Raw genomic sequence first — 12,116 nt, forward strand, 5'->3', positions numbered from 1 at the left:
CTCAGGCGGCCGGACGCTCGAACAGGTAGTGGCTGACCCACCATTGCTGACCCTGCTCGTAACCGAACAGTTCCGCGCAGGCCATGAAAAAGATGCGCCAGCGCTGAAACCACATGGCCGCCTGTTCCGGGCCGTAGGTGGCGGCCAGCACCGGCATGACCTCGGCGCGTTTCGCATCGATGTTGCGTAGCCAGGCGTTGGCGGTCTTCTCGTAGTGGGTGCCGTCCCAGCGCCAGCGGCGCAGCAGGCGCAGGTCGCGCTGGAAATGCAGGGCCATGTCGTCGCTGGGCATCATGCCACCGGTGAAGAAGAACTGGCTCATCCAGTCGCTGTCGTCGCGCACCTCGAAGGCGTAGGGCACGGCACGGTGCACGAAGACGTGCATGAAGAAACGGCCACCGGGCAGCAGCCAACCGTGGACGCGGCGGAAGATCTCGTCCCAGTTGCGCATGTGCTCCAGCATCTCGACCGACACCACGCGGTCGTACTGCTCCGGCGCCTCGAAACGGTTCATGTCCTGGGTGATCACGTTCACGTTGGCCAGATTGCGGCGTTTTGCCTCGGCCATGATGTGCTCGCGCTGCGAGTTGGAGTTGGACACGGCGGTGATGCGCGCCTGCGGGTAGTGCTCGGCCATCCAAAGCGTGAGCGAACCCCAGCCGCAGCCGAGTTCGAGGATGCGCTGCCCATCGGCCAGATCGGCGTGCTCGCAGGTCGCGGCCAGACCGCGAGCCTCGGCTTCGTCCAGTGTGCCCACGTCCTCGGGCCACCAGGCCGAGCTGTACTTGCGGTGCTTGCCGAGGGCGTGGCGGAAGAACTCGGCCGGCACCTCGTAATGCTGGGCGTTGGCAGCCTCCGGCACCAGGGCCACGGGCATGTGAGGCAGCGCGGCGATGAAACGTGCTGCGCGTTCGGCGCCGGCCTCGGCGTCGTTGACCCCGATCTCCTGCAAGCGCTGGCGCGTGAGGCGGCGAATGCCGTGGCGGATCAGGGCGTCGGGCAGGATGCCCTGTTCGGCCCAACGCAGTGCGAGGGACACTGGCGTCTTCGAGGGCGGTGCGTTCCGGGTCAGGGCGGTCATGGGTTTACTCCGAGGGGTTGAGGGTGAGATGCAATTTGCGCAGCCCGTGGGTGATGTCCGTGCCGAGCGGAATGGCGCCCGCGGCGCGCAGTTCATGTTCCTGATGCACCGAGGTCGGGCCGCCGACGAAGACGGGGACGGCGGCGTCGCGCACCAGGGCGGGCAGGGCCTCCACATGCAGTGCCCGTGGTGCTTCGATCGATCCTGACAGCACGATGCCGGCAGCCTGGGTGCGTCGCGCGGCGTAGTTCAGTTGTTCCAGAGGCATGTTGGCACCCAACAGCACCATGCGGTAGCCCTGCTCATGCGCGGCCAACGCGAACAGCAGCAGTCCAATTTCATGGTGTTCGCCGGGCAGGCAGGCCGCCACCAGCTTGGGGCCGACCACGGCGCGGCTGCGGTGGTGCAGACGCGCGCCCAGCTTGATGCGCATGTACATGCCAAAAAAATGCTCTTCCGCGATCCCGCCTGGGTGGTTGTTGTCCCAGCGCTGGCCCAAGTCCACCAGCAGCGGCAGCAGCAGGCGGGCCGTGACCTCCTCGATCGAATGCAACGCCAGCAGTTCGTTGTACAGCGTCTCGAGCCGGGCTTCGTCAAAGCGCGAGATGGCATCCACCATCTGCGCGCGCGCGCGGACCCAAGGGCCATCGTCGGCGGCGGGAGAGAAGGGCGCGCGTGCCTGCGCTGCCAGCGCCTCGCGCACATGGCTGATGGTCACGCCCGAATCCACCAGGGCCAGGATGCGGCGCACGGTGTCGATGTCGGCCCGGGTGTAGACCCGGTGCCCCGTCGCGGTCCGGGTCGGGCGGATCAGCCCGTGCCGGCGCTCCCAGGCGCGCAGGGTGATCGGATTCACACCGGTCAGCGTGGACACGGTGCGAATCGGAAAGAACTCCTGGGCGGTGGCGTCTTGCCACGGATCGGTGGGCATGCGGTTCTTGTACAAAAGTTGTACAAAATGTATACGAATACCGAATCCGTAGGGGTGTTTGAGGTTATTTTTCTTAAAAATTTATACAAAACTGGTGCAAATATGTACAGAAATACAGCTTTCAGGGGGTGTTGAGCTGCCTGTACAGCGCTTGTTCAGTACCTCGAGCCCAGCAGTGAGCCTCGGACCGCCTCGCTGTGTTCGGCCACAGGCCGATGTGAGCCGCCCACGCGGCCCTTGGCCTATGCCGAGTTCAATCCAGGGAAGCGCTCCAGCGCTCGCCCCAGCCGCTGGCACCCGCTGGCGACCCGCTGCGCTGGCGGTCGAGCTGACGGCGATCGCGTTTGGTGGGGCGGCCCTGGCCGAGCGAGAGTGCAGGCTCCGCCGCGAGCCGCTGTTGTTCGTCAGCGGCCGCGCGGCGTGCGATGGATTCGGGCGTTTCCTCATAGAGCAGAGCCGCCGCCGGGGCTGGCCCGCGCTGGGCGCTCAAGCCCCGCACGATCACCTCGCGTTCGACGACACCCTGCCGCAGCGTCAGCCGATCGCCTGGCCTGACGTCGCGCGCGGGCTTGGCAAGCTGCCCATTCACGCGTGCGCGACCCTTGCCAATTTCTTCGGCGGCCAGCGCGCGGGTTTTGTAGAAACGCGCGGCCCAGAGCCATTTGTCCAGTCGCATCGTGGGCAACCCGGCGCGCTCCGACGGTTGGGCATCAAAAGGGGGCGCGGCGCGATGGGATGGCATGCGTGGGGTGTGGGTTGCTGCGCGCGATTCTAGGCTGCGCGGTCCCTCTCCGTACTGCACGGATGCACGTTTGCCGCAGCTGCTCAAGGCGCTTCATTTGCGGAGGAGTGCGCCGTGCATGAATGCCGGAACCCTGGAATGCATAAGACAATCCATGCCAGTCCCGCTCAGATCGATTGCATGCCGGCCGTCGCCGGCAGGTCGGTGCGGGCGCTTCAAAGAGGAACTTCATGCCCTTGACCATCTACGGCATCCTGGCGTCCCGTGCGCTGCGACCTCTGTGGGCCGCGACCGAGCTCGGCCTGCCTTTCGAGCATGTCCAGACCGATTACCGCCAGGGCAACAGCCGCACGCCAGAGTTCCTGTCGCTCAACCCCAACGGGCGTGTGCCCGTGGTGGTCGACCATCGGCCCGACAGCGTAGGGGGGGACATCGTCATCTGGGAAAGCATGGCCTGCGCGCTCTACATCGCGCGTTACCATGGTCAAGCTGATGGCAGCAGCATCACGCCCGCCACGCCGCGCGAGGACGCCGAAGCCCTGCGCTGGTCTTTCTGGACCATGACGGAAGTGGAGAAGGACGCGCTCACCGTGCTCATGCACCGCCTGAGCATGCCGGAAACCCAGCGCAAGCCTGAGCTTGCCGACCAGGCCGAGCGCCGCCTGCACGTGCCCTTGCGTGTGCTGGAGCAGCATCTGGCGCAACAACAGGCGCGCGGCGAGGCCCACATTGCCGCCGACCGATTCACCGTGGCCGACCTGTGCGTCGCGAGCGTGTTGCTCTGGGTGAGAGCGACGCGGACGTTGATGGACAACTTTCCTCTGACAAGTGCTTGGTTGAAGGGGTGTCTGGCCAGGCCCGCGTATCAGGCCTTGAAGAAGAATGCGGCTTAGAGCATGGCGACGGATGCGCTACCCTTGAACATCAGACCGAGGCCATGTTGATGACACCCATGACCGCCCTCATCATCATCGACATGCAACGCGGCATGCGCGACCCATCAGCAGGGGCTCGCAACAATCCTCAGGCAGAGCAAGCCATCGCGATGACACTGGAGGCCTGGCGGAATGCAAAGGCCCCAATTGTTCATGTGCGGCATGTCTCAAGAACGCCCGGCTCTCCGTTTTGGCCCGGTCAGCCGGGCGTTCAATTCCAGGAAGCGTTGCGGCCTTTGGACTCGGAGCATGTCGTCGAGAAGAACGTCCCGGACGCCTTCATCCATTCGGGGCTCGAACGCTGGCTCCGTGTCAGGAGCATCGAGTCCGTGGCCATCGTGGGTGTCAGCACCAACAACTCCGTCGAAGCCACGGCGCGCACCGCGGGGAATCTGGGGTTTACAACCTACGTCGCATCGGATGCCACGTTCGCGTTCGCGAAATCCGACTACAACGGCGTCATGCGCAGCGCGGAAGACGTGCATGCCATGGCCTTGGCCAATCTGAACGGTGAGTATGCGCAGATCCTGTCAAGCGCCGAACTGCGAGAAAAGCTTCAGCTTTTCTGAGTCTGACCCTCGCAATGCGACTCGCGTCTCGACGGTCTCATCGAGATCACAACCAACCGCTCAGATGCTTTTGCCCGATCTGTCCTAAAGCCTTGACCCACTCCACCTCGTCATTGAGACAAGGGATGTAGCGGAACTCCTGCCCGCCCGAAGTCAGGAACGCTTCCCGCACTTCCTGGTCGATTTCTTCCAGGGTTTCGATGCAGTCGCTGGTGAAGCCGGGGCAGGCCACGTCCACGCGCTGCACGCCAGATCGGGCCAGGGCCATGACCGTGGGTTCGGTATAGGGCTGCAGCCACTTGGCCGCGCCGAAGCGCGACTGGAAGGTGACGAGGTATTGCTCGGCGTTGAGTTGCAGCGACTGGGCGAGCAGGCTCGCGGTCTGCTGGCATTCGTCGTAATACGGGTCACCCAGCGTGCGGTTGCGCTCGGGCAGGCCGTGGAAGCTGAGCACGAGCTTGCCGGTTGTGCCATCCGGGCGGCCGTGCGTTTGCCAATGCGCTTTGATGCGCGCGGCCAGGGCGCTGATGTAGCCAGGGTCGTCGTGGTAGCGGTTGACGAAGCGCAGCTCGGGCAGGGAGCGGATCTTGCCCGTCCATTGCGCCACGGCATCGACCACGCTGGCCGTGGTGGTGCCGGAATACTGCGGGTAGGCGGGCAGGATGAGGATGCGCTGCACGCCCTCGGCCTGCAGGGCGTCGAGCTGTTGCGCGATGGAGGGCGAACCGTAGCGCATGGCGTAGCGCACGGTCACGTCCGGGCTGCTGGCCTGGAGTTGCGCATTCAGGGCAACGGCTTGCCGTTCGGTCCACACCCGCAGGGGCGAGCCCGATTTGTCACCGTCCCGCATCCAGATGCTGGCGTACTTCTTTGCAGACTTGGCCGGGCGCACTCGCAGAATGATGCCGTGCAGGATGGGCCACCAGAGCAGGCGCGGAATTTCCACCACGCGTTGGTCACTCAGGAACTCACCCAGGTAGCGCCGCAGCGCGGCAGGCGTGGGGGCGTCGGGCGTGCCGAGGTTGCAGAGCAGGACGGCGGTCTTGGGGGTGGGCATGAGAGAGGTCGGTGTCATTCGTCGGGTTCATTCATCCGGTTGGAGGATGAGGATGCTGCGCGTGGACTTGCGCACATCGTCGGCGTCCAGGTGCATGGTCTGGTAGCGGCCGAGCACGTAGTCCACGGCCTGGTCCTTGTAGTGGCGGTCGAACAGCACGCCGCTTTGGCCCACGGGGCTGATGCCCTGAGCCTGACCGGGCGCGGCGAAGTCGATGACGCGGCGGGTGGACGGTCCGTGGTGCACGCTCCAAGGTGCGGGCCCCACGCCATGGTTCAGGTTGTTGGGCAGCTCACGTCCGCCCGACACGGGGTAGGGGCCGACGTTGAAGAGCAGGTTCAGCGGCTTGACCTGACCCAGCGGGTGGTTGTGGGTGAGCTGGTGGTTGCTGCTCCAGGCCCAGCGGTTGATGGCCGACTGCCCATGCAGCTTCACCAGATGCGCCAGGGCGGCTTCCCAGGCCAGGGCCACGGTGTCGGCTCGGGTCTCTTGCTCGTAGGGTGTGCCGCGGTCGTCCCACCAGGGCGAATTTACGTCGGCGGCGAGTCGCGGCAGCGCGGCGTCGATGGCGCGTGTGCGCAGCAGGTTGTTGAAGAGGGCGGGGCCGAGTTCATCGGCCAGGGCTGCACGCGCCAGCTCGTAGACGAACTGGTTGAACACCGTCGCGGTGATGCTGCCAGCCTCGTGACGGCCATCCCATTCGGCGAGTTGGTTCACCAGCACTTTCTGTTCGAGCGTGTTTTCCTCGGATTGCTCTGCCGCCGCACGCAGCAAGGGCAGCAGCGGACCCAGGATGCGCGCCGCGTACCGGCTTTGTTCGTCGAGTTGCAGGGCCTGGCTGTCGGCCACGGTCCAGCCCTCGCGCTTGTTGCTCAGCACGAAGTCCAGGCGACGCGCGCGCTCGGCATTGTTGTAATAGCCGTAGACCGGCACGCCGCTGCGCGGCAGGGGCTGCTGGTTGCCCGAGACGATGTAGCCGCGCGCGGGGTTTTCCTCCTGCGGGTTGTCGGCGAAGCGGTAGTAGCCGGGCTTTTCCGCCTGGCCTTGCGCGCTGTCCAAGATGAAGCTGGGGTTCACGCCGGCCGGCCGTTGCACCAGCTTGGCCGCGGCCCACCAGCCGATGTCCCCCGCCGCATTCGCCCAGACGATGTTCAGGCCAGGCACATGCAGCTTGCTGGAGGCTTGTCGGGCCTTGGCCAAGGTGTCGGCGCGGTTGAGTTCGTGGAAGGCTTCGATGATGGGGTTCTCGGCCTCGTACAAGGTCCACCAGAGGGCCACGGGCGTGGCCGACGCATCGCCGCCCAGCGTGTCGGCATAGACCTGGTTGATGATGGGGCCGTAGGGCGATTGCCGGATTTGCAGCGCTTCGGGTTCACCGCCCTTGACCTCGATCACTTCCTGGCGTGTACCGAGATCGACCCATAGCCCCCGGTACCAGACTTGACGCGAGTTTGCGGGGTTCGGGCGCAGGGCCACCAGGTCCATGTCGTCGTTCTGGAACATCGTCAGGCTCCAGCCGAACTTGCCGTTGTGGCCCAGCAGGGCATAAGGACTCAGAGCCTGGAAGTGGCCGTAGAGTTCAAAGCCCGGGGTGTTGGCCGACGCAGGGACGCTGAGGTGCGCCTCCCACCAGACGGCGGGCAGGCTGAAGGCGATGTGCGGGTCACCCGCCAGCATGGGCTTGCCGCTGGCCGTGCGCCGCCCCGAGAGGGCCCAGGCATTGCTGCCTTCCAGCAAAGGTACACCCGCCAGTTCCATGGCTTGCTGGCTGACTTCACCCACGCGGGCCAAGGTACGCCAGTCGGCGTCGCTCAAGGCCGAAGGAGAAGGCGGCGCGAGCGCTGCGCCGCGCGTGGCCTTGCCATCGTCCGGCCGGGCCTGGCCCAGGAGCTGGGCCTGCGGGCTGAGCACGCCCAGCGGGTTCCAGTCCACGTCGAAGATGCGCAGGTGGTCGGGGCCGAGCCGGTCGCGCACAAAAGTCAACACCGGCTCGGTGCGCAAGGCGGCGGCGAAGCTGTAGGCCAGGTAGCCGGTGACGGCCAGCGTGTCCTCGGGCGAGTAGGGCAGTGGGTTGTGGATGCCCAGGATCTCGAATTCCAGGGGCAGGGGGCGTGTTTCCTGGAATTCGTTGATGCCATCCAGGTAAGCCTGCAGCACGGGCCAGGAGGGGTGACGCGGATTGATGGCCCTGACGCGCACCTCGGCCTGCGTGCGCAAGCCCAGGGTGCGGAACAGCTTGTCCGTTTCCAGCAATTTGGGGCCGAGGATTTCGGCCAGCTCGCCCTTGGCCAGGCGGCGCATCAGTTCCATCTGGAACAGACGGTCTTGCGCGTGCAGAAAACCCAGGGCGCGGTAGAGGTCCGTCTCGTTTTGAGCCTGGATGTGGGGCACGCCACGTTCGTCCCAGCGCACCTGCACCGGCGCCGTGAGGCCACGCAGGAAAAGCTCGCCATCACGTTGCGGCAGCTTGCTGCGCGCGTACCCATAGCCCAGCGCGGCCGCCAGCAAGAGGGCGAGGAACAGGGTCAGCAGGGAGACGGCGAGGAGTTTGAACAGGGTTTTCATGCGCAGTGTCTGGAATGGACCGTGGACCACTGGGGGCGGTGAACGAGGGGCGGTGCGTTGGAATCGGGGCGGGATGTCCGACTGCGCGTTTGTATCACTGTGCGGTTGGCTTGCCTGCCGAGGGGACGATCCCCTCGCCCCAGGCCTGGACAGCGGCCACGCCGCTGCGCACGGCGCCTTCCAGGGTGGCGGGGTAGGGGCCCGCCACGTAGTCGCCGCAGGCCCACAGGGTGGGGGCGATGGTGGCGAGCGGGCGCGACAGGCCGGGCGTGCAGGCGAAGGTGGCGCGTTTCTCGACGATGGTCTGCACGGCTTGCAGCGTCAAGCCCAACTGAGCCTGCGCCTGTTGCAGCACCTGGGCCTCGATGTCCTCGCGCTCGCCGGTGCTCGCGCTGACCACAAATGCCAGCAGGCCCTGGCTCTGGCCGGAGGCGTCCAGTTGCCCTCGGTCGAAAGCGAATTGCGCGGGATGGCGCGCCGAGCTGGGCAGGGCCAGCATGGGCGCGCGCAGCCGCGCCTCGGGGTGCCAGGCGTAGACCGTGCTGATGACGGTGTGTTGCAGGGCCTGGGCCTGCGCTGCCCAGACCGCGTTCTGTTCGTGGGCCAGCCGCGCGGCCTCGGGTGCGGGGCAGGCGAGCAGGGTGAGGTCCTGGCCCTGCAGGGCCTGCAGTTCACGCACGCGCTGGCCCAGGTGCACGGTGGTGCCGCGCGCGCTCAGCCAGCGCAGCGCAGCCTCGGGAAAGAGCGTGCCCAAGTCCACGCGCGGCAGCAGCAGATCGGCGCCATCGGGCGTGGCGAATAATGCATCGCGCAGCACGCGCAGAAAGACCTGGGCGCTGGCCTCGTGCATCGAGGTGTTGAGCGCGGACACGCACAGGGGCTCGATCAGCTCGGCCTGCACGCGCGGGCCAATGCGCGTGGGTGCCTGGGCGCAGAGTTCGGCCACGCTCAAGGCCTCATCGCACTGGAAACCGTGGGCCTGCCAGCGCAGCGCGGCGCGCAAAAGGCCCAGGCGTTCGCGCCAGGGCCAGCTGGGATGCCGCAACACGGCGGCCAGGACGCCCCAGGATGCGGGCAGCGAGGCCGGCAGGTGGGGCAGGCGCAGCCCCTGGCCGTCGGGACCGATCAAGGTCAGAGGCAGGCGCAGCAGCGCTGTTTCTCCGTGGCTTTCCGGCTGGTTGTCGGTGGTCACGCCCACCGTGCGCAGCAGGCGCAAGGTCTCGGTGTAGGCACCGATCAGGATGTGCTGGCCATTGTCCAGGCGCACCACCCGTCCGTTAGGCAGGGTGGCGTCCAGTCCGCGCGCGCGGCCGCCCGGCGTGCGCGCGGCTTCGTACAGCGTGACCTGATGCCCGGCCAAGGTGGCCGTGATGGCAGCGGCCAGACCCGCCCAGCCGGCTCCGACGATGGCGATCTTCACGGTGGGGGCTGCAGGCGGTGCGGATGGGTTTGGCGCATGCGCAAGCCCTTCACATCCGCCCCAGGGCCTGCACCTTCCAGGCCAGCCAGAGCTTGCGCAGCGGCGTCAGGGCGACGCGCTGGTGCAGCACCTGGAAGTTGTCGCGTTCGATCTCGCGCAGCAAGGTTCGGTAGATGCTGGCCATCATCAGGCCGGGTTTCTGCGCGCGCCGCTCGGTGGCGGGCAGCTGGGCATGCAGGGCCAGCGCCTCGTCGTACAGGCCTTGGGCCCGCTCGGCCTGGAAGCGCATCAGGGCGATGAAACGTTCCGAATACTGGCGATTCAGGATTTCATGGGCCTTGACGTCGAAGCGCTGCAGTTCGTTGATGGGCAGGTAGACGCGCCCGCGCAGGGCGTCCTCGCCCACGTCGCGGATGATGTTGGTGAGCTGGAAGGCCAGGCCCAGGGTATGGGCGTAGCGCGTGCGGATGTCATCCATGGCGATGTCTGCCTCGCGCGGACCGCCGAAGATGCGCGCCGCCACTTCGCCCACCACACCCGCGACCAGATGGCAGTAGCGTTGCAGGCCCGGGTAGTCCAGGTAGCGGCTCTGCTGCAGGTCCAGCTCGCAGCCCTCGATGACGGCCAGCAGGTGTCGCTGTTCGATGCCGTAGCCGCTGACATGGGGCATCAGCGCCTGCACGGCAGGGTGCGTGGCCTGACCCTGCCATGCACGCCCCACCTCGGCTTGCCACCAGGCCAGCTTGGCGTGGGCAACCCCCGGGTCGCTCACCTCGTCGACCACGTCGTCCACTTCGCGGCAGAAGGCGTAAAAGGCGGTGATCGCAGCCCGCCGGGGGGGCGGCAGAAACATGAAGGCGTAGTAGAAGCTGCTGCCGGAGGCGGCGGCCTTGTCCTGGACGTACTGCGCGGGGGAGGAAGACGGGGGAACATGAACCGGCATGGCCGGGCATTGTCCCACGCCAGACCACAGGGCGTAGACCAGGCCGCTTTGACATGCATCGGGAGTCAACCAAGGGTTTTCACTGATGCCCATGAAGACGAAACGCCTTGTTAACAAGTTCCAGGCAATGCCGACAATCTATGTACCATGCATGGGAGCCTGAAGCGTTGGCAGGCCCCGGGCCGCAAACCGGCCCTTTCCCTTTCGCTTGATCAGAAGAAAGACGATCCAGATGAGTCACCGGCTGTTCGCGCTGATGCGCCAATTCACCATCCGTTTCCGCATGTACGCCGCCATCGGCGTTGTGCTGGTGCTGCTGCTCTTGGTGGGAGGCGCGGGCATGCTGGGCATGTTCCGCATTCATCAGATCAGCGGTCAGGTCATCAACGAATCCCTGGCTGCGGTGGACCGCGTGTCTCATTTGCGGCTGGAAATGGCCACGGCACGCCAGTTCGAGAAGGACATGATCATCCAGTACGAGCAGCCTCAGCGCGTGGCCGAGAGCCGTGTGCGATGGGAAGAGGTGGCGCAGCGCATCGAGCAATCCCTGGGTGCTTTGGGCCAGGGCCTCGTGGGCGAGCAGAAGGATCAGGTCACGAAGGCGACCGAGCACTTCAAGCAATACCGAGCCATGTTCGGCCACCTTTCGCGCCAGATTGAAAGCAGTGTCTACGACACGGCGACGGCCGCCAGCCGCATGAGCATGCGCGCGGTGACCGAGCTTTCCGCCACCGACAAGGTGTTGACCCAGCTGGACGAAACGCTGCGCAAGGAGGCCGAGCTCGCCAACACCAACCGCAACGAACTGCTGGACCAGATGCTGTTCATCTTCGCAGGCTTGGTCGCTGTCAGCCTGCTGATCGTCGTGCCCCTGACCCTGCTCAACATGCGCGCCATCTGCCAGCCGGTCGAGCTGGCGCGGCAGCTTTCACAGTCCATCGCCAGCGGCGACCTGACGCAGAGCCAGCAGGCTGAGGGTCGCGACGAGGTTGCCGACTTGCTGCGCGCGCTGGAGCAGATGCGCGCCGAGTTGGCCGGCATGGTGGGCCAGTTGCGCGACGCGGGCGAGAACATTGCCACGGCCAGCCGCGAAATCGCCACGGGCAACCATGACCTGTCCAGCCGTACCGAGCAGACCGCGAGCAATGTCCAGCAGACCGTGAGTTCCATCAGCGGGCTGACGGGCCATGTCCAGCACACGGCCAATGCCGCGCAGAACGCCAACCAGCTGGTCTCGCAGGCCACGCAGTCGGCCCAGCGTGGTGGCAAGGAGATGGAAGAGGCGGTGCAGAGCATGTACAGCATCAGCACCAGCGGCAAGAAGATCGCGGACATCGTCGCGGTGATCGACGGCATCGCCTTCCAGACCAATATCCTGGCATTGAACGCGGCGGTGGAGGCCGCCCGCGCGGGTGAACAGGGCCGGGGCTTCGCGGTGGTGGCTGGGGAGGTACGCAGCCTGGCCGGGCGCAGCGCCGAGGCAGCCAAGGAAATCAAGCGCCTGATCGAAGCCAGCGTATCCGCCATCGACGGTGGCGCTCGCCAGGTGGAAGCCGCGGGCGCGGCGATGAAGGAGATCGTCTCCGGCGTCCAGCGCGTGCGCGACATCATGGGCGAGATCACCACCGCGGCCGACAGCCAGTCCCAGGGCATTGGCCAGGTCGATCAGGCAGTGCAGGAGATCGATCGCATGACCCAGCAGAACGCCGCGTTGGTGGAAGAGTCCACGGCCGCCGCCGAGTCCATGCGCGAGCAGGCGGACCGCCTGGCCGAGATCGTGCGTCAGTTCCGCCTGGCGTCGTCGGGTGGCCGAACAGCGCCGGCGGGCGCAGTGACGGCGGGCTCGGTTCGGCCTCTGCTGCTCACGTCCTGA

Annotated in this window: 10 protein-coding genes; 3 read left to right on the forward strand and 7 right to left on the reverse strand. The window is 66.3% G+C overall.

All coding sequences use genetic code 11. The features are described from left to right. Position 1: 1 nt before the first annotated feature. The 3 genes from AZ34_RS07425 to AZ34_RS07435 form a co-directional block, all read right to left on the reverse strand. Complete coding sequence (locus AZ34_RS07425) at positions 2-1,081, reverse strand: SAM-dependent methyltransferase (protein WP_051509606.1); 1,080 nt, start codon at positions 1,079-1,081, stop codon at positions 2-4. Between the two features lie 4 nt (positions 1,082-1,085). Beyond that, the gene (locus AZ34_RS07430) at positions 1,086-2,012 is read right to left on the reverse strand and encodes a MerR family transcriptional regulator (RefSeq protein ID WP_035606576.1); all 927 of its coding nucleotides are present in this window, start codon (positions 2,010-2,012) and stop codon (positions 1,086-1,088) included. Between the two features lie 253 nt (positions 2,013-2,265). Beyond that, positions 2,266-2,688 carry an RNA-binding S4 domain-containing protein gene (locus AZ34_RS07435; protein WP_035606579.1) on the reverse strand — a complete coding sequence of 141 codons (423 nt, stop codon included), beginning with the start codon at positions 2,686-2,688 and terminating at the stop codon, positions 2,266-2,268. A gap of 296 nt (positions 2,689-2,984) precedes the next feature. Here AZ34_RS07435 and AZ34_RS07440 point away from each other — a divergent pair, with 296 nt between their 5' ends. Both AZ34_RS07440 and AZ34_RS07445 read left to right on the forward strand, forming a co-directional pair. Continuing rightward, on the forward strand, positions 2,985-3,647 hold the full coding sequence (locus AZ34_RS07440) for a glutathione S-transferase family protein (RefSeq protein WP_035606582.1): 663 nt from the start codon (positions 2,985-2,987) through the stop codon (positions 3,645-3,647). Between the two features lie 50 nt (positions 3,648-3,697). After that, positions 3,698-4,258 carry a cysteine hydrolase family protein gene (locus tag AZ34_RS07445; RefSeq protein ID WP_035611152.1) on the forward strand — a complete coding sequence of 187 codons (561 nt, stop codon included), beginning with the start codon at positions 3,698-3,700 and terminating at the stop codon, positions 4,256-4,258. A gap of 46 nt (positions 4,259-4,304) precedes the next feature. Here the strand turns inward: AZ34_RS07445 and hemH are convergent, their stop codons facing one another. From hemH to hpnD, 4 genes are all read right to left on the reverse strand, one after another. Continuing rightward, a complete protein-coding gene (hemH, locus tag AZ34_RS07450; RefSeq protein WP_051509607.1) occupies positions 4,305-5,315 on the reverse strand; it encodes a ferrochelatase in 1,011 nt (336 codons plus the stop codon). Positions 5,316-5,342: 27 nt separating this feature from the next. Further along, entirely contained in the window at positions 5,343-7,880 is a 2,538-nt protein-coding gene (locus AZ34_RS07455) for a penicillin acylase family protein (protein ID WP_035606590.1), read from the reverse strand. A gap of 94 nt (positions 7,881-7,974) precedes the next feature. Further along, positions 7,975-9,300, reverse strand: coding sequence for a hydroxysqualene dehydroxylase HpnE (gene hpnE, locus AZ34_RS07460; protein ID WP_035606593.1), 1,326 nt, complete (start codon positions 9,298-9,300; stop codon positions 7,975-7,977). Positions 9,301-9,349: 49 nt separating this feature from the next. Beyond that, on the reverse strand, positions 9,350-10,243 hold the full coding sequence (hpnD, locus tag AZ34_RS07465) for a presqualene diphosphate synthase HpnD (RefSeq protein ID WP_035611154.1): 894 nt from the start codon (positions 10,241-10,243) through the stop codon (positions 9,350-9,352). A gap of 232 nt (positions 10,244-10,475) precedes the next feature. Here hpnD and AZ34_RS07470 point away from each other — a divergent pair, with 232 nt between their 5' ends. Further along, on the forward strand, positions 10,476-12,116 hold the full coding sequence (locus tag AZ34_RS07470) for a methyl-accepting chemotaxis protein (RefSeq protein ID WP_035606596.1): 1,641 nt from the start codon (positions 10,476-10,478) through the stop codon (positions 12,114-12,116).

Source organism: Hylemonella gracilis str. Niagara R (assembly GCF_000600295.1).
Lineage (GTDB): Bacteria > Pseudomonadota > Gammaproteobacteria > Burkholderiales > Burkholderiaceae_C > Hylemonella > Hylemonella gracilis_A.

Coding starts and splice junctions, on each gene's coding strand:
- hpnD (WP_035611154.1), bottom strand. CDS start 10,243: ATGCCGGTTCATGTTCCCCCGTCTTCCTCCCCCGCGCAGTACGTCCAG.
- AZ34_RS07470 (WP_035606596.1), top strand. CDS start 10,476: ATGAGTCACCGGCTGTTCGCGCTGATGCGCCAATTCACCATCCGTTTC.
- AZ34_RS07445 (WP_035611152.1), top strand. CDS start 3,698: ATGACACCCATGACCGCCCTCATCATCATCGACATGCAACGCGGCATG.
- AZ34_RS07455 (WP_035606590.1), bottom strand. CDS start 7,880: ATGAAAACCCTGTTCAAACTCCTCGCCGTCTCCCTGCTGACCCTGTTC.
- AZ34_RS07440 (WP_035606582.1), top strand. CDS start 2,985: ATGCCCTTGACCATCTACGGCATCCTGGCGTCCCGTGCGCTGCGACCT.
- AZ34_RS07430 (WP_035606576.1), bottom strand. CDS start 2,012: ATGCCCACCGATCCGTGGCAAGACGCCACCGCCCAGGAGTTCTTTCCG.
- AZ34_RS07425 (WP_051509606.1), bottom strand. CDS start 1,081: ATGACCGCCCTGACCCGGAACGCACCGCCCTCGAAGACGCCAGTGTCC.
- AZ34_RS07435 (WP_035606579.1), bottom strand. CDS start 2,688: ATGCGACTGGACAAATGGCTCTGGGCCGCGCGTTTCTACAAAACCCGC.
- hemH (WP_051509607.1), bottom strand. CDS start 5,315: ATGCCCACCCCCAAGACCGCCGTCCTGCTCTGCAACCTCGGCACGCCC.